Raw genomic sequence first — 16499 nt, 5'->3', positions numbered from 1 at the left:
TCACCTGATCCGAAGGTTTCATTATCTGGCCAGGGCGTTCTCTCCCTACACTGGCTCAGACGTCGCCGCCCATGCTCGGCCACGCGGCTCGATCATAGCCGCATTGATCGACGAACGAGCAAGCGAACAAGCGGGCGGCGTGATGAATCATGCATCCCTATGGAGAGAAGCAAATTGAAAAGAATCGGTATCGACGTCGGCGGCACCTTCACCGATGTCGTGATGGTGGATGACCAAACGGGGCAAATCTGGTCGACCAAGGTGCCGACGACGCCGAAGGATCGCGTCGTCGGAACGATCGAAGGCTTTCTCAAGATTCTGGAGCTTTCAGGCACGCAAAGCGAAGACGTCGCCTTTCTCGGCCACGGCACGACGATGGCGACCAACATGGTCGTGGAAGGCACGGGCGCTAAAACCGCACTCGTCACGACGCGCGGCTTTCGCGACATCCTCGAACTGCGGCGCGTGTCGCGTCACGACCGCGCGGATCTATACGATCTGCTGTTCGACAATCCGCGTCCGCTCGTCGAGCGGCGCTGGCGGCTCGAAGTCGGCGAGCGTCTGCGTTACGACGGCAGCATGGAAATGCCGCTCGATCACGCCGGACTCGAAGCCCTTGCCGCACAGATTCGCGAGTCGGATATCGAAGCCGTCGCCGTGTGCTTCCTGCATGCGCATGTGAATCCGCAGCACGAGCGCGAAGCCGTCGATACGTTGCGCCGCTTGCTGCCCGACCGCTTCATTTGCGCATCGCACGAGGTCAATCCCGAAGCGATGGAATACGAGCGCACGAGCTCGACCGTCATCAACGCAATGCTCGGTCCGGTCTGCGGCCGGTATATCGGCAGGCTCATCAACACGCTCGCGCAACACGGCTTCGCGGGCAAGTTCCTCTTCATGCAGTCGAACGGCGGTCTGGCAAGCCCCGCGATGGTCGCCGACAAGCCGATCGTGCTGCTCGAATCCGGTCCCGCGGGCGGCGTCTCCGCGGCCATCCGCAACTGCGAGAAAAGCGATCTCAAGAACGCGATTCTCGGCGACATGGGCGGCACCACGTTCGACGTATCGCTGATCCGCGAGTTTCGACCTGAGCTGCGCAACAAAAGCCTGCTGCATACCTATACCGTGCGCTCGCCCAGCATCGATATCGACTCGGTGGGCGCGGGCGGCGGCTCTATCGTCTGGATCGATGCGGGCGGCGGCGTGCGGATCGGTCCCGAAAGCGCGGGCGCGGATCCGGGCCCTGCGTGCTATGGGCGCGGCGGCACGCGTCCGACCGTGACCGACTGCAATCTCGTGCTCGGCTATATCGATCCCGACAGCTTCCTCGGTGGCGAATTCAAACTGGACGCACAGGCGGCGTGGCGCGTGGTCGAAGAGGTCATCGCCAAGCCGCTCGGCGTCTCGGTGCCGGAAGCTGCGCAAGTCGTGCGCTCGGTGGCCAATGCACTGATGGCCCAAGCCATCCGCATCATGACGGTGGAACGCGGCTACGATCCGCGCGAATTTTCGTACATCTGTTACGGCGGCGCGGGGCCGGTGCACGCGGTCGATCTGGCGCACGAGATGGGCATTCGAAGAGTCGTGATTCCGCCGCTGCCGGGGCTTTTCAGCGCATTCGGCATGACGGTCGCGGACCAGCAATACGACTATCAGCGCCCGCTGGAAAGCGATCTCGCGATGATCGACGACGCCACCTTGCAGCATGCGCTCGACGAACTCACCGCCGAAGGCATGCAAGAGCTGCAACGTCATGGTGTCGATGCAGACGGCGTGAAAGTGGTGCGTCTCGCGGATTGCCGCTATGCCGGTCAGCCCGATGTCATCACCGTCGAAGTGCAGGGCGATGCGCAAGGCATTCGCGCCGCGCTTGCGCAAACCTTCGAAACCGCGCATCAGCGGCAATGGAATTTCATCAGCAAGGACAAGCCGGTCGTGGTCGCCAACGTGCGTCTGCAACTCGTCACGACGACGGGTTGGCGCGGCGGCGTCGCAAGCAGCAAGGGCGGCGCGATGCCGAAGCCGGTGCGTACGCGCGAGGTCTATTTCGACGGCGGCGTGCGCACGCTTCCCGTGTTCGCGCGCATGGAGATTCCCATAGGCGCGACGATCGAAGGGCCCGCCGTCATCGAAGAGCACAGCAGTTGCGCCGTGCTCAAGGCGTCGCACGTCGCGCGCGTCGATCCCGATCTGAATCTCGTCATCGAACTGGCAGCCTGAATAAACGGACATCCTCATGGATATTGTTACTTACGAAATCATCCGCAGCAGTCTCTTCGCCGTCGCGCGTGAAATGAAGATCGCGATGATGCGCACCGCCGGCAGCCCGCTCATGCATGCGAGCGGCGACTCGTCCGCCGCGATCTTCGACGCCGACATGCAGCTCGTCGCGCAAGGCAACGACATTCCGACGATGCTCGGCTCCGCCGTCATCTCGACGCGCGTCTCGGTGGAGGCGATGGGACGCGAGAACTTGCGCCCCGGAGATGTCATCGTCAGCAACGACGCGTATGTCGGCGGCGGCAATCATCAACCGGACGTGCAGTTCACGCGTCCCGTTTTCGCCGATGGCAAGATCGTCGCCTTCGTGATGACGCGCGGCCACTGGACCGATATCGGCGGGCAGTCTCCGGGCAGCTATACGGTCACCACATGGGACGTGTTCGCGGAAGGTATCCGCATTCCGCCGGTGTTTCTGTATCGCAATGACGAGCCTGTGCAGGACATGCTCAACCTGCTCACGCGCAATAGCCGCAATGCGCACGAGTTACGGCTCGACATTCAGGCGCAATACGCGGGCACGTTCGTCGGCGATCGGCGTATCGGCGATCTGGTTGCGAAGTATGGCGCCGACGCCTTGCGCGACGTGATGAGCCAGAGCCTCGATCACTCGGAGAAGCTGATTCGCGCGGAAATAGCGCGTATTCCCGATGGCGTCTACGAAGCCGAGGAGTATCTCGATCCGATCGAAGCGCCGGGCTGGAAGCAGGAGCGTCCGCTTCTCAAGGTCAAGGTGACGAAGACGGGCGATCACATCACGTTCGATTACACCGGCACCGGCGCGCAAGTGCGCGGCGGCATCAACTGTCCGCTGTCGGTCACCTGCAACAGCACCTGGTTCACGGTAAAGGCGCTGACCGACCCGGGCATTCCGATCAATCAGGGTTGCTATCGGCCGGTGACGATCATCGCGCCCGAAGGCAGCGTGCTGAACTGCCGCTATCCGGCCTCGGTCGTGTCGGGCAATACGGAAACGTCGCCACGCGTGATCGATCTGCTTCTGAAGGCACTCGCGCCCGCGGTGCCCAAGCGCATCACGGGGCAAAGCAACTGCGCGTCGTGCGCGGGCATCTTCAGCGGACGCGACACGGACCCGGCGCGCATTGGCCGCACCGGCCAGGAGTTCGTCACGATGCACGACGTCCACGCGGGCGGCATGGGCGCGCGCGCCGAGAAGGATGGCGTGAGCGGTGTGCGTGTGTACGTGGGCAACGCGGGCAGCCAGTCCATCGAGATGATCGAGGCGACATCGCCGCTCGTCGTCGAGGAATGGTCGCTCGTGACCGACAGCGGCGGCGCGGGACGCAGACGCGGCGGCCTGACGTCGCGGCGCGTCTATCGTGTCGAATACGACGAGGCGACCTTCACCGTCTCCGGCGAACGCGGACGCTCGGCGCCCGAAGGCCATTTTGGCGGGATGGCGGGCACGCGCTTTCAATGCATCGTGCAGCGGGCGGACGGCAGCGAGCACGCGGTCGCGGCGAAGGGCGGACAGACGGTGGTGTATCGCGGCGATCGCGTATCGGTGCAGCCGGCAGGCAGCGGTGGTTATGGCGATCCGCACGAGCGCGATCCGTTGCTCGTGGCAGCCGATATCGCCGATGGTTACGTCAGCGCCGAAGCCGCCGCGCAACGCTACGGTCCGAGCGCACAGCCGGCAGCGGAAGAGCCGGCAGTGGCATCGCTCGCGGTGGCGGCGGAATGAGCGCGGGCGAAGCCATGAGCCCGACCTTGCCGCTCGCGGGCGTGTGCGTGGTCGAGATCGGCCATAGTCTTGCCGCGCCCTATGCGGGCATGATCCTCGGCTCGTTGGGCGCGGAGGTCATCAAGATCGAAAGCGCGGAAGGCGGCGACTATGCGCGCGACTGGGGCCCGCCCTTCGTCGATGGCGCCGCCGCGCTGTTTCATGCGGTGAACCACGGCAAGAAGAGCATTGCGATGACGCTATCGAATCGCGACGACGCGGAGGCATTGCGTGCGCTGATCGAGCGCCGCGCCGATGTCGTTCTGCAGAATCTCAAGGCCGGCGGCACGGAGAAGTACGGCCTAGGCGGCGAGCAGATGCTGCGCATGAAGCCCTCGCTCGTCTATTGCAATCTCGGCGCGTTCGGCACGGCGGGACCGCTGCGCGACAAGCCCGGCTACGATCCGCTCGTGCAGGCGCTTTCGGGTCTCATGAGTTTTCTGGGTCAGCCGGGCGAGCCGCTCTCGCGCATACCAGTGTCGGTCAACGACATGGGCACCGGCTTGTGGGCGGCAATCGGCGTGTTGGCCGCGCTCTTCCGACGCCAGACGACTGGCGTGGGCGAGGTCGTCACCGTGTCGCTGTACGAAACCGCGATCAGCTGGGCCGGCATTCAGATCGCGGATTATCTCGCCTCCGGCGTGCTGCCGGGCCGTTGGGGATCGGGAACGGCTGCGATCGTGCCGCATCAGGCGTTCGAATGCGCGGATGGCACGATCATGGTCGCGGCCGGTAACGACCGATTGTTCCGCCGCCTTTGCACCGTATTGTCTATCCCGACACTCGCCGACGATGCACGCTTCGTGACCAACGGCGCGCGCGTGAGCCATCGCGTCGCGCTCATCGACTTGCTGCATCTCGAGTTTCGCAAGCACGGAACCGCGCACTGGCTCGAAGCGCTCGACGGGGCGGGCATTCCGTGCGGGCCCATCCAGACCATCGATCAGGTGGTCGCGCACGAGCAGACGAAAGCGCTCGACCTCTTGCGCACGACCGACGATGGCGCGGCCACGGTCGTCGGCGTGCCGATATCGTTCGGCGGGGCACGGCCCGCGCATGTGGGCATCACGCCCAAGCTCGGCGAACATAACCATCTGCTGGCGAAGACGCCACTGGAGACATCTTGAAACTCGCATCGCAACTTGGCGGCGCGCTCGACACGCTGTCGCTCGAAGACATCGATCAGCAAATTCTCGTCGTCACCCTGAACCGCCCGAATGTGTCGAACGCGATCAGCACGACGATGGGACAAGAGATCATCCGCGTTTTCGGCGCGCTGGAAGCCGATCCCACGCTCTATCGCTGCGTCATTCTGACGGGCGCGGGAGAGCGTGCGTTTTGCGGCGGCGCGGATCTCAAGGAACGCGAAGGCATGACCGACGAGCACTTCGGCGTGCAGCACTATTTGTTCGAACGCATGAACCGCGCGATCACCTATTGCCCCGTGCCGATCATCTGCGCGGCGAACGGCGCGGCGGTCGCGGGCGGACTCGAACTGCTGCTCGCCTGCGATTTCGCGTATGCATCGGAACATGCCGTTTTCGGCTTCACCGAAGTGAAGCGCGGCATCATGCCGGGCGGCGGCGGCACGCAGCAATTGCCGCGCACCATCGGCGCCCGCCGCGCGAAGGAGCTGATCTTCCGGGGAGCGAAATTCACGGCGCAGGAAGCATTGGCGTGGGGCGTCGTCAATCGTCTTTGCGAGCCGGGCCGCGTGCTCGCCGATGCCATCGACGCCGCCCGCGACATCTGCACGAGCGCACCGCTGTCCGTGGCGCAAGCCAAGAAGGCGGTCGACCTCGGCATGCAGGGCGACTTGCGCACGGGCCTGTATCTGGAAATCGAAGCCTATAACCGGCTGATTCCGACGGCGGACCGTTTAGAAGGCATCAGCGCGTACAACGAGAAGCGCGCACCGCGATTCAAGGGCGTTTAGTTCGAACGCAACAGCCGGCATACCTATACCCGGATAACCGGAGGAGACAGACATGACCCCCAACATCGGCAGCTTCGACATGCCGAAAGCCGAAGCGACGTATGGCAAGATCACGCGCCGGCTCATCCCGTTCCTGTTCCTGTGCTATGTGTTCGCGTTTCTCGACCGCATCAACATAGGCATTGCGCAGCTCGACATGAAGCACGATGTCGGCTTCAGCGATCTCACATACAGCATCGGCGCGGGCATCTTCTTCCTCGGCTACGTGCTGATGGAAGTGCCGAGCAACTTGCTCTTGGCGCGCATCGGTGTGAAGCGGACGTTCTCACGCATCATGATCCTGTGGGGCTTGATCGCGGCGGGCACGGCATTCGTCACGCTGCCTTCGCATCTCTACACCGTGCGCTTTTTTCTCGGGCTTGCCGAAGCGGGACTTTATCCGGGCGTGATCTTTTATCTCACGCGCTGGTATCCGGTCGAACGGCGCGCCAAGGTCATCGCGCTCTTCACGTGTGCAACGGGCATTGCGGGCTTGTTCGGCGGGCCGCTGTCCGGTGCGCTCATGACGTACTTCAACGGCTACTTCGGTCTGCACGGCTGGCAATGGATGTTCATCGTGCAAGGCTTGCCCGCGACCGTGCTGGGCGTGGTGGCGTTCTTTTATCTCGATGACGGCCCGCAGCAGGCGAAGTGGCTCACGGAAAGCGAAAAGGCCGTCGTGCTCGCGGATATCCGCAAGAGTTCGAGCGTGTCGGCGAAGCACGAGGAGCACACGTTCGGACGCACGCTCACGGACTTTCGCGTCTACGTGATGGGCTTCGTGTGGTTCACGCAGATTGCCGGCGTGTTCGCCATCGGCTTCTGGCTGCCGACGCTCATCAAGAGCGCGGGCGTGTCGAGCGCGTTGCAGATCGGCTGCTATTCCGCCATTCCGTATTTCGTGAGTTGGGTCGCGCTCATCATGCTGAACCGTCATTCGGACCGCACGATGGAGCGCCGCTGGCATTGCGCCATCGCCATGATCTTCGGTGCCGCGGGACTCGTCGTCGCGGCGTTCACGACCGGCAATCTCGCGCTGTCGCTTGCGGCGCTCTCGGTGGCGACCGCGGGCATACTCGCGCCCAACCCGCTCATCTGGGCAATCTCGACGGATTACATCCGTGGCAGCGGCGCGGCGGGCGGCGTGGCGGTGATCAATTGCGTGGGTCTGCTCGGCGGCTTCGTGAGCCCGATGATCATCGGCTCCATCAAGACGATGACCAACAGCATGGCAGGCGGCCTTGGCGCGATTGCCACGCTGATGGTGCTCGGCGCCATCGCGGCTGTCGTGCTTGCGCCGTCCACATCGAGCGCGCCCGTGAGCGAAGGACGCGCCGAAGAAGGCGGTGAACGCGTACCGGATGCAACCATCTGAACGAAGGGAGTGAAAATGAAAGACGTAGCAGTACAGATACGTGAAGTCGGCTTGCGCGACGGCCTCCAGATGGTCCGCACCATTCTCGGCGCCGCGCAAAAGCTCGAATGGTGCGCGCGCATGGTGGATGCGGGCGTGACCGATATCGAAGTGACGTCCTTCGTGCCGCCGAAGATCGTGCCGCAATTCGCCGATGCGGTCGAGGTGGCGACGGGCGCGCTTGCCATCGACGGATTGCACGCGGCAGCGCTCGTGCCGAACTTGAAGGGTGCGCAGCGTGCCTTCGATGTCGGTTTGAACAAGGTCCACTACGTGCTGTCCGCGAGCAACGAGCACAACCTGAAGAACGTTCGGCGCAGCACGGCGGAATCCGTCGAAGACTTCGTGCGCATTGCGGCGGCGCGCGATGAACTCGGCCGGCGCGTCGTGCTGGGCGCAGGCGTGGCGACGGCGTTCGGCTGCACCATTGCAGGTGAGGTGGATGAAGGCATCGTGCTCGGGCTGGTCGAAACGTTGATCGAGGCGGGCGCGCAGGAGATCACCATCGCCGATACGGTCGGCTATGCGAATCCCGCGCAGGTCTATGCGCTCATGCGTCGCGTCATGGAGCTTGCGGGGCCCTTGCCGGTTGCGTGTCATTTCCACGATACACGCGGACTCGGTTTGGCCAACGTTATGGCCGCACTCGATGCGGGTGTGCGTGCGTTCGACTCTTCGCTCGGCGGACTCGGCGGATGTCCCTTCGCGCCGAACGCCACGGGCAATATCAACACCGAAGACACGGTGTTCATGCTCGAAGCGCAGGGCATGACCACGGGCATCGACATAGACAAGCTGCTGGCGATACGCGAGACGATTGCCGCGTGGTTGCCGGGCGAACCATTCACAGGCGCCATTGCGCGTGCAGGCTTGCCGAAGACGTTCGTGCGAGCAGGGGAAGCAGTGGCGGCTTAGGGCTCGCCGCTGGTGTTCACCCTCACGCGTTCAAGGCGAGCTTCTCCAGCAGATCGACGAGCAGATCCGGCGCGAGCACCATCGCGTCGTGTCCCGTGTCGATGGTCTCCCAATTCCACGCGGGCAAACCCTTGATGCGTTCGCGCACGGGTTCGAGCGTCTCGTATGAAGGGTTCGTGCAATGCACGTAGGTACACGGCAGCCCATTGCCGAGCGGATGCTGTAAGTCGAGCGGTGTGGTGTAGGTTGCGAGCGGGTGAGGCGTCAGGCGCCTTTGCACCCACGCGGCGCGTGCATGATCTTCCGGAATTCCGGTGCCCTTCAATCCGTTGACGGGCATCGCCAGTGGCTGATCGCTCGCCTGAACGGATTCCATGCGCTCGCGCACCACCTCCGGCGGTAGCACATCGAAAGCAGCTTGCCCGTTATCGACGAGCAACGCGTCCAACATGACGAGCGAACGTATCGCGTGAGGCATGCGGTCCGCGACGCCCGAAGCCACCAGTCCGCCGAAGCTGTGACCTACCATGACGACGTCCGAGAGCTCTTCGGCATCGATCAGATTCTTTATATCTTCGATGCAGACATCAAGCGACGTCGCGGCTTCCAGCAGATGCCGCCGTTCGCCCAAGCCCGTCAGTGTCGGCGCGAAGACGCGATGACCGCGCGCGATCAGCTTGTCGGCGACGAAGCGCCAGCACCAGCCGCCATGCCACGCGCCATGAATGAGGACGAAGGTGTATCGCGGTGCGGTGGGACGAACCTGCTCTGCCGATGAATCATGCATCGATGTCTGGCTCCGGAAGCGGTCATGCGTGAACGTCAGCACTGAAGGCCGCATTCTGCGACGGCTGCGCGTGAGTTGTAAAGCGCGAATAGCCAGTGAATCCGCGCTGCCTGTCATTACGTTCGATACTGGTTATCACCGATATAACCCGCGCATCTCACCTGATCGGAAGGTTTCATTATCTCGCCTGAGCGCGGCCTCTTTACACTGGACCGGTCCAAGGTTCCGCGCAGCGGCAGCCGATTGAAAGCCGCGCAGACGTCGGGATAGAGAGAGACACTATCGAACGAAGGAGACACGCTGTGAATCGTACCTTTGTTGAACCCGAGCCGGCGGTATCCGACGAATCATCAACCGTCTCGACGTCGAGCGCCGAAGAGCGGGCGCTCTATCTGCGCGTCACGCTTCGCATCGTGCCATTGCTGTTCGTTTGCTACGTCGTGGCTTTTCTGGACCGCATCAATGTCGGCTTTGCGAAACTGCAGATGCAGGACGCGCTCGGTTTCAGCGACAGCGTCTACGGCCTCGGCGCCGGCATCTTCTTTCTCTCGTACTGTCTGCTGGAAGTGCCGAGCGCCATGTTGCTCAGGCGGGTGGGCGCCAAGAAGACGATTGCGCGCATCATGATCTGCTGGGGAATCGTCGGTATGTGCACGGCGTTCGTGACGAACGTCACCGAGTTCTACGCCGTGCGGTTGCTGCTCGGCGTCTTCGAGGCGGGTTTCTTTCCAGGCGTCATCTTTTATCTGAGCTCGTGGTTTCCGGAGAAGCGGCGCGGCGTGATCATCGCCTGCTTCATGGTCGGCTTTCCGGTCGCGGGTCTGGTTGGCGGTCCCGTCTCGGGATGGGCGATGACGCAACTCGCGCATGTCGCCAACATGGCGGGATGGCAATGGCTTTATATCGTCGAGGCGTTGCCGGCCGTGGCGCTTGGCATCGTCACGTTGTTCTTGCTGGACGACAATATCGACAAGGCGCGCTGGCTCAGCGAATCAGAAAAGAAAGTGCTTCGCGACGGCTTTCTCGTCGAGACCGAACGCAAGCGCAAGAATGAACATCGCGGTCACGGACGCCTTGCGGATGCGCTTGCGGACCCGAAGGTCTATATGCTTGCCTTCATCGACTTTGCGTTTGTCTGCGGAACGTATTCGGTGACTTTCTGGCTTCCTACCGTCATGAAAGATTCAGGCATCTCGAACCTCTCGCAATTGGGCTGGCTTTCGACGATTCCCTACGCCATGGGCGCTATCGGCATGGTGGCTATCAGCCGCAGTTCCGACCGCATGCTCGAACGGCGCTGGCACGCGGCCTGCGCCGGTGTCGTGGGTGCGGTGGCGTTGCTTCTCGTGTCGCATCCGACAAACTCGCCGGCCTTGACCGTCGCCTTGCTGACCTTCGCATCGATCGGCATCTTCGCGACCAACGTGCTGATCTGGTCGCTCGCCGCGGATTATCTTCATGGCTCGCCTGCTGCGGCGGCAAGCATTGCGTTCGTCAATTGCATCGGCTTGCTCAGCGGCTTTTGCAGCCCATTCGTGATCGGCTGGCTCAAGACGATGACCGGCACGCTCGTGAGCGGCCTCTACGTGATGACGGCGATACTCGTCCTCGGGATCATCGTCATGCTCGTAGGGTTCAAGCCGCAGACAAGCAAGCCGGTTTGAGATGACCGACACGCTCTCCATACATTCTCACGAAGACACGACGCTCATGCACAAGATCGCCATTCTCGATGACTTCCAGAATACATCGCTCAAGTTCGGCAACTGGAACGGCTTGCGAGAGCACGCCGAAATCGATGTGTTCACCGATCATATCGATGACGAAGCGGGACTCATCGAACGTCTTCGGCCGTATGACATTCTCTGCGTCATGCGCGAGCGCACCCGCTTTACGCGAAACGTCCTGTCGAAGCTCGGGAACCTGAAGCTGCTTGCGAGCACGGGGCCGTGGAATGCGGCTATCGATATCGAAGCCGCCGACCAACTCGGTATCACGGTCTGCGCGACGGCTTCTTCGTTGACGGCTGCGGCGGAGCACACCTGGGCGCTCATCCTCGCGGCGGCGCGCCACATTCCCAGCGAGGCGGCTTCGTTTCGCGAAGGAGGCTGGCAAGTGTCGGTCGGCCGCGATCTCAACGGCAAGACGATCGGTCTTCTCGGGCTGGGTTATTCCGGCAGCGTGACCGCCCGCGTGGCACAGGCGTTCGGCATGAAGACGATTGCGTGGAGCCAGAACATGACGCTGGAGGCGGCCGCCAAGCATGGCGCGACCTATGTGACAAAGGAAGAACTGCTTGCACGAAGCGATATTCTTTCCATTCACGTCCGCTTGTCGGAGCGCACGCGAGACCTGATAGGCGCGGCGGAACTCGCCACCATGAAGCCGAATGCGCTTTTGGTGAACACGGCGCGCGGACCCATCGTCAACGAACGAGCGTTGATCGACGCGTTGCAGCGCGGACAGATTGCGGGCGCGGCGCTCGATGTCTACGATATGGAGCCACTGCCCGCCGGGCATCCCCTTCGCTCGATGAACAACGTGATCGCGACGTCCCACATCGGTTACGTGACCGAGGACTCGTACGCCATCTACTATGGCGAATCGGTCGAGAATATTCGCGCGTGGATCGAAGGCAAGCCCATTCGAGTGATCACCGCCGACAAGCGAGAGATTGGTTACGAGCCTGCGGTCGGCGTTTGAAGCGTACTTGCCTCGACGCTGGGCGAGGCCGTTCGAGTTGCCGCGGTGTCGCGAAACGGCTTCATCTCAGTCGGCGTAGGACGGGTCTTCGTTGTCCAGAATGCGCTTCATCTCTTCGAAGTGCGCGAGGGAGAAATCCGCGATGCCTTCCCAGTCGCGCGCCGTCTTCTCGGCGACTTCTGGCGACAGCAGTTTCAGCGGTTGTCCCGTTGCATACGCCATGCACAGAATCTGGCAGGCGCGTTCGAGTGTGTACATGTCGTCATACGCTTCACCAACGGTCGAAGATGTCACCATGACGCCGTGATTTCCCATCATCAAGCGCGACTTGTCACCGAGTAGGCCGGCCAGACGCGCGCCTTCGGCCGCGGTATCGGCCATGCCACCGAAGGACGTATCGAGCGCAACGCGATTGAAGTAACGCGCCGTGTTTTGTTCGACCGGCTTGATCTCCGGGTCGACGAGACATGCGAGCGCGGTAGCGTGAATCGGATGCAGATGCATTGCGACGCGGATATGCGGAGCGAGCTTGTGAAGCTGTCCGTGGATGGCCCACGCGGTGGGATCGATATCGTTGCGGCCGGCCAGGTCGTCGGCGTCGTCGGCATCGAGCAACAGCAGGTCGCTTGCGCGGATGCGCGAGAAATGCACCCACTTCGGGTTCATTAGAAACTTGCGTCCATCTGGCGATACGGCCGCGCTGAAATGATTCGCGACGGCCTCGTGCATGCCCAGCCGGGCGAAGCATCGGAATGCGGCAGCGAGATCGATACGAAGCTGGCGTTCGTTCATGAGTCGGGTATCCGGTGTCGAGGTGAGGGAGCGGGCAATCATATGGATAGCGGGCTTTTTCAAGCTCGATGCTGATGCAGCTTGTGCGCGATGAAATTGGCGCTGAGTGCGATGCATATCCATGATCGAATTCCTCGCGGCGGGTGCTCCGTTTCCGGCTGCGGCAGACGAGCAGCGGGCAGATGCATGCGTCTAGCGCATGAAAAAAGTGCGTTTGCCTCATGGGCTCGCTGCGAGATCAATCTAACAAATCAAATTAAAGAAGAAATACTGTTTCCCGACGCAGCGGACAGAGGGTGCAGCGCTCAGGCCAACCCCGCCAACAAACGCTCGAACAACGCGCGACCGTTTTCGTGGTCCATGAGCGCGAGATGAACCACATCTACCATCGCCTGAAATCGTGGATCGTTTCTCAGAGACTGACCGAACGCCTGGTCCAGAACAGTTTCCACGGCGAAGCGCGTGAGTGTGTGCGCATCGGTGACTCCGCTTGCCTGCAGTGTGGCCAGCTTCTCCTTCAACGTGGAGCCGACGTCCTTGGCGCCCGGATGTGCAAACGGACTCGAAGGATCGCTTGGCTCACCGGACAACGGGCGGGCGCCGCTTGGCGTCCGATCATGTCCGCGCGCTTGCTGGCGTAACAGCGCCATGACCTGATTCAAAGTAGACACGGAATCCATCTCCATACCTTCTTAATGTCTCGCGACACTGCCGAGATAGCCCGCCAGCAGCAAATGATTAGCAGAAACCTTCCCGTCGGTTTCTGCGTCGGCCTTGCTCTCTTCGATTCCCGCGAGTACCGCGCTCACATAACCGTTCAAAGGCAGAAAAGCGGTATTGGCCTGGAGGGCGCGCGAGAGCTGTTCCGAGGCTCCGTCCAGATCGTCGTGGGTGAGCAGCGTCAAGCCTTGCGCGACAAGCTTCAAAGAATCTTGCGCGGGAAGTTGATCGAGCGGGTACCAGACATGCTTCGCTCGATCCACGTGTCCAGTCATGAGTTCCAAAAAGCCAAGCATGAATGAACCAGCGTGAAACTCGGGGTTTTCGGCAAGGCAGCGCACGAACGCGTCGCGCGCTCCATCTTGGTCTCCGGCGCTGGCCAGGTGCGCGCCGAGAAAAAACCATAGGCGATCGTCGTGGGGAAAGCGCTCTAGTGCATCGTGGAGCAGTCGTGTTCCATCGATACCCGGTCGTGTCAGCGCATGGCTGATTTCGTCGATATGCGCGTGCAAACGCGAAGGCAGGTTGTCAGTCATTGTTATCCGATCGTATAGAGGTGACGTGAGCCGCCGAGCTCTTCACGCAGGTGTGCCAGCGCGGCGTGATGCAGTTGCGAGACTCGCGCGCGGCTAATGCCTAGTATGTTCGCGATCTGCTCGAAACGCATGCCGTTGAAATAGTGATACTGAATGATCTTTCGATCACGTTCGACCATGCCGGAAACGGCGTCGAGCAAACGGTCACGCGTTTGTCGCCATGCCACGCCGTGCCATGGCGCAGGCGCCGGGCTTGGTTTGTCTTCTTCTCCGGCAAGCATGCCGGTGTCGTCGAGCATGTAACCTATTGCGAGCCCGGCGGTAAGCTGCGTCAAGTGGTCGAAGGTGTCGCGTTTCGCGTCGATGTCTCGGTCGGATCGATCTTCGAGCGAAGCAATACGCTCACGCTGCGCGCGCCGCATGAACGATATCTGCTCCTGTGCATCTGTCAGCTTCTGCACGCCATCCAGCACCGCGCCCTTGACGCGTTGCGTGCAGAAGGTCTCGAAGGAAACGGACCGCACGCTATCGAAACGATCGATTGCTTCCAGTAAGCCGACCAACGCAAGTTGTCTGAAATCGTTGAAGTCCACGTCATTGCGATGTCGTCCGGCGTACAACTGCGCCGCGAGCGCGCGAGCGTAGGGCATGTAGCGCAGAAATATGGCTTCGCGCGCCTCCACGGAGCGCGTGGCTGTGAAACGCTCCCACAATAGCGCATCGCCCGAACGAGCAGAAGGCGTAACGGCCTCGCTGTCGGGATCCGTCATCGGAAGCTGCCCAGGACGCCGCGCAGCACGAGTCCCCAGCCGTCGATGAGCACGAACATCAGCACCTTGAGCGGCAAGGAGATCGTTGCCGGTGGAACCATCATCATTCCGAGCGAGAGCAGTACGCTCGATACCACGAGGTCGATCAACAAGAACGGCAGCAAGACGACGAAACCAATCTGAAATGCAACGCGCAGTTCGTTGAGGATGAACGCCGGCGTCAATTGCAACAAGCTCACTTCCGCAGGTGTCTGAGGCAGCGCTTTACCCGACAACTCATACGTCAGCTTCAATTCGTCGTCTCGGACTTGCCTCAGCATGAAGTCGCGCAAGGGCGCGGCACCTCGCGCCAGCGCGTCATTGAGACCGATATGGCCGCTCATGAAGGGTTGAAAAGCATCGTGATTGACGGCCTCGAGCGTGGGCAACATCGCGAAAACGGTAAGGAAGAGCGCAAGGCTGATCAGCACCGGCGTGGGCGGTGTTTCCGGCATGCCGAACGCATGACGGATCATCGACAACACGACGATGATCCGGATGAACGCCGTCATTGAAATCACAAGCGCGGGACCCACGCTGAGCACGGTCAGAAGCGCGGCCATGCGCACGGTGTTCGAGGTGGCGTCGCCGGCCGAATACTGTTTGCTGACGGAGTCGGAGATGGAGAAAGTCAGCGGCTGCGCTTGCGCAGGACGGGCATGGGCTACGGCTCGTGGCGCGCTTGCAAACGAAAAACAAACGATCAGGCACAACGCCAGCGTATGTATCAGGCGATAGAAGTTCAAGGCCTTGGCTCCTGCTTCGATGAGCTAGCGGTGTGAAGGGTCTTGACGCCGCCTGCGTCGCTGGCAATGATGATTTCCACATCGCCATGAGCCAGTACATAGAGCGTGGTTCGGGAATTGAGGCGCACGCTTTGCAGTATCCGGACGTGCGACGCGGTGGCGCTGCGCCGGGCAATGGCGAAATGTCCGCTTCGCCGCATCAATACGATGATCACGATGCCCACCAAGAGACACGATGCGAGCGCCGCGACGACTCGTAGCGGACTCACGCCGTCATGCCCCAGTACTCCGCCGAGCGCATGCATGGACTGGGCGGCGTCTTTGAGGGGGAGGCCCCGCCAGGCTGCCGCGGACGGAGCGCTCGCCGCGAGTTCAGACGCTGCCACGGGCGCCATTGAGTATCTCGACCATGCGGATGCCGAAGCAGTCGCCGACGGCGACGATTTCTGCGCGGCCAACGACGCGATCGTTCAGTAAAACGTCCACCGGATCGCCAAGATGCCGTTCAAGTTCGACGACCGAGCCTGGCGTGAGCGCCATCAGTTCACCAATCGATGTTGTTGCGGAACCAAGGTGAATGTCGAGCGTGATCTTCACGTCGCCGACGAGATCGAGCGAGCGCGTATTGGGCGACGAAATACTGTTCGGGTTCGAAGAAGGGTCGAACATCGGCAGGTCGATTGCATCGACCGTGATCATGTCCTCGTCTTGCGCCATCGCGGCGCGAGCGTTCTGGGCGGAATTCGTCATGCTTTTCTACAGGGATGTGGGCGTGGCTAATTGAATCGAGAGTTTGTCGCTGGTGCGACCGAGGCGGCCATATGCGAACGGTGGTCTTTCGCGCGTGTTCACGTTCTGGGTAGAGCCGATAGGGCTGATGGCCATGCTTTCCTCTGTTCGTCAAGGTATGAATTGGTTGATCGAAGTGGACAATCTCACGTGCGACGCCGTTCACGATGACTTTCGAAGGCTGCGCGCCGTGTCTTCTAAAGGCTTCGAGTGCGTGTCGCACGAGTGCATCCTGTTCGTGAGATGCGTCGGCGTGGCAACGAATTGCGAGCGTGGTGTCCGACTCGCC

At 61.8% G+C, this 16499-nt stretch carries 16 protein-coding genes; 8 read left to right on the top strand and 8 right to left on the bottom strand.

Features of this window, described 5'->3' with window-relative positions; translation table 11 throughout:
• The first annotated feature begins 174 nt into the window (after positions 1-174).
• From LDZ28_RS22230 to LDZ28_RS22205, 6 genes are read left to right on the top strand one after another with little or no spacing between them, the layout of a single operon-like run.
• Positions 175-2220 carry a hydantoinase/oxoprolinase family protein gene (locus LDZ28_RS22230; RefSeq protein ID WP_244830751.1) on the top strand — a complete coding sequence of 682 codons (2046 nt, stop codon included), beginning with the start codon at positions 175-177 and terminating at the stop codon, positions 2218-2220.
• Positions 2221-2236: 16 nt separating this feature from the next.
• Positions 2237-3985, top strand: coding sequence for a hydantoinase B/oxoprolinase family protein (locus tag LDZ28_RS22225; RefSeq protein ID WP_244830748.1), 1749 nt, complete (start codon positions 2237-2239; stop codon positions 3983-3985).
• Positions 3982-5151 carry a CaiB/BaiF CoA-transferase family protein gene (locus LDZ28_RS22220; RefSeq protein ID WP_244830746.1) on the top strand — a complete coding sequence of 390 codons (1170 nt, stop codon included), beginning with the start codon at positions 3982-3984 and terminating at the stop codon, positions 5149-5151. The genes LDZ28_RS22225 and LDZ28_RS22220 overlap by 4 nt, the downstream gene beginning before the upstream one ends.
• Positions 5148-5960, top strand: a complete 813-nt coding sequence (locus LDZ28_RS22215) for an enoyl-CoA hydratase-related protein (protein ID WP_244830744.1) — start codon at positions 5148-5150, stop codon at positions 5958-5960. The genes LDZ28_RS22220 and LDZ28_RS22215 overlap by 4 nt, the downstream gene beginning before the upstream one ends.
• Before the next feature lie 52 nt (positions 5961-6012).
• Complete coding sequence (locus tag LDZ28_RS22210) at positions 6013-7374, top strand: MFS transporter (RefSeq protein WP_244830742.1); 1362 nt, start codon at positions 6013-6015, stop codon at positions 7372-7374.
• A 15-nt stretch (positions 7375-7389) separates the two neighbouring features.
• Positions 7390-8328, top strand: coding sequence for a hydroxymethylglutaryl-CoA lyase (locus LDZ28_RS22205; protein WP_244830740.1), 939 nt, complete (start codon positions 7390-7392; stop codon positions 8326-8328).
• Between the two features lie 22 nt (positions 8329-8350).
• On the opposite strand, the gene LDZ28_RS22200 is transcribed toward LDZ28_RS22205, so the two are convergent.
• A complete protein-coding gene (locus LDZ28_RS22200) occupies positions 8351-9115 on the bottom strand; it encodes an alpha/beta fold hydrolase (RefSeq protein ID WP_244830738.1) in 765 nt (254 codons plus the stop codon).
• Positions 9116-9417: 302 nt separating this feature from the next.
• On the opposite strand from LDZ28_RS22200, the gene LDZ28_RS22195 reads away from it, so the two are divergent.
• Positions 9418-10779, top strand: a complete 1362-nt coding sequence (locus LDZ28_RS22195) for an MFS transporter (RefSeq protein ID WP_244830737.1) — start codon at positions 9418-9420, stop codon at positions 10777-10779.
• Between the two features lie 46 nt (positions 10780-10825).
• Positions 10826-11818 carry a D-2-hydroxyacid dehydrogenase family protein gene (locus tag LDZ28_RS22190; RefSeq protein ID WP_244830997.1) on the top strand — a complete coding sequence of 331 codons (993 nt, stop codon included), beginning with the start codon at positions 10826-10828 and terminating at the stop codon, positions 11816-11818.
• A gap of 66 nt (positions 11819-11884) precedes the next feature.
• Here LDZ28_RS22190 and LDZ28_RS22185 read toward each other — a convergent pair whose 3' ends face one another.
• The 7 genes from LDZ28_RS22185 to fliN form a co-directional block, all read right to left on the bottom strand.
• Positions 11885-12610: a class II aldolase and adducin N-terminal domain-containing protein gene (locus LDZ28_RS22185; RefSeq protein WP_244830730.1), complete on the bottom strand. Its 726-nt coding sequence runs from the start codon at positions 12608-12610 to the stop codon at positions 11885-11887.
• Between the two features lie 305 nt (positions 12611-12915).
• Positions 12916-13296, bottom strand: a complete 381-nt coding sequence (locus tag LDZ28_RS22180; protein ID WP_244830729.1) for a hypothetical protein — start codon at positions 13294-13296, stop codon at positions 12916-12918.
• A gap of 6 nt (positions 13297-13302) precedes the next feature.
• Complete coding sequence (locus tag LDZ28_RS22175) at positions 13303-13866, bottom strand: lipopolysaccharide assembly protein LapB (RefSeq protein ID WP_244830728.1); 564 nt, start codon at positions 13864-13866, stop codon at positions 13303-13305.
• 2 nt (positions 13867-13868) lie between these two features.
• Positions 13869-14636 carry a sigma-70 family RNA polymerase sigma factor gene (locus LDZ28_RS22170; protein WP_244830727.1) on the bottom strand — a complete coding sequence of 256 codons (768 nt, stop codon included), beginning with the start codon at positions 14634-14636 and terminating at the stop codon, positions 13869-13871.
• Positions 14633-15421 (bottom strand): flagellar type III secretion system pore protein FliP, encoded by a 789-nt coding sequence (fliP, locus tag LDZ28_RS22165; protein WP_244830725.1) that lies wholly within the window; start codon positions 15419-15421, stop codon positions 14633-14635. The genes LDZ28_RS22170 and fliP overlap by 4 nt, the downstream gene beginning before the upstream one ends.
• Complete coding sequence (locus LDZ28_RS22160) at positions 15418-15816, bottom strand: flagellar biosynthetic protein FliO (protein ID WP_244830723.1); 399 nt, start codon at positions 15814-15816, stop codon at positions 15418-15420. Before LDZ28_RS22160 ends, fliP begins: the two co-directional genes overlap by 4 nt.
• Positions 15794-16171 (bottom strand): flagellar motor switch protein FliN, encoded by a 378-nt coding sequence (gene fliN / locus LDZ28_RS22155; protein WP_244830721.1) that lies wholly within the window; start codon positions 16169-16171, stop codon positions 15794-15796. The genes LDZ28_RS22160 and fliN overlap by 23 nt, the downstream gene beginning before the upstream one ends.
• Positions 16172-16499: the final 328 nt, after the last annotated feature.

Source organism: Caballeronia sp. TF1N1, from assembly GCF_022878925.1.
Lineage (GTDB): Bacteria > Pseudomonadota > Gammaproteobacteria > Burkholderiales > Burkholderiaceae > Caballeronia.
Note: the sequence above shows the minus strand (reverse complement) of the source record. Positions and strands in the feature narration are given on the sequence as shown.

Excerpts from the sequence above, each read along its gene's own strand:
- LDZ28_RS22190 (WP_244830997.1), top strand. The coding sequence starts at position 10,826 with ATGCACAAGATCGCCATTCTCGATGACTTCCAGAATACATCGCTCAAG.
- LDZ28_RS22160 (WP_244830723.1), bottom strand. The coding sequence starts at position 15,816 with ATGGCGCCCGTGGCAGCGTCTGAACTCGCGGCGAGCGCTCCGTCCGCG.
- fliN (WP_244830721.1), bottom strand. The coding sequence starts at position 16,171 with ATGACGAATTCCGCCCAGAACGCTCGCGCCGCGATGGCGCAAGACGAG.
- LDZ28_RS22200 (WP_244830738.1), bottom strand. The coding sequence starts at position 9,115 with ATGCATGATTCATCGGCAGAGCAGGTTCGTCCCACCGCACCGCGATAC.
- LDZ28_RS22175 (WP_244830728.1), bottom strand. The coding sequence starts at position 13,866 with ATGACTGACAACCTGCCTTCGCGTTTGCACGCGCATATCGACGAAATC.
- LDZ28_RS22180 (WP_244830729.1), bottom strand. The coding sequence starts at position 13,296 with ATGGAGATGGATTCCGTGTCTACTTTGAATCAGGTCATGGCGCTGTTA.
- LDZ28_RS22170 (WP_244830727.1), bottom strand. The coding sequence starts at position 14,636 with ATGACGGATCCCGACAGCGAGGCCGTTACGCCTTCTGCTCGTTCGGGC.
- LDZ28_RS22185 (WP_244830730.1), bottom strand. The coding sequence starts at position 12,610 with ATGAACGAACGCCAGCTTCGTATCGATCTCGCTGCCGCATTCCGATGC.
- LDZ28_RS22225 (WP_244830748.1), top strand. The coding sequence starts at position 2,237 with ATGGATATTGTTACTTACGAAATCATCCGCAGCAGTCTCTTCGCCGTC.
- LDZ28_RS22220 (WP_244830746.1), top strand. The coding sequence starts at position 3,982 with ATGAGCGCGGGCGAAGCCATGAGCCCGACCTTGCCGCTCGCGGGCGTG.
- LDZ28_RS22205 (WP_244830740.1), top strand. The coding sequence starts at position 7,390 with ATGAAAGACGTAGCAGTACAGATACGTGAAGTCGGCTTGCGCGACGGC.
- LDZ28_RS22210 (WP_244830742.1), top strand. The coding sequence starts at position 6,013 with ATGACCCCCAACATCGGCAGCTTCGACATGCCGAAAGCCGAAGCGACG.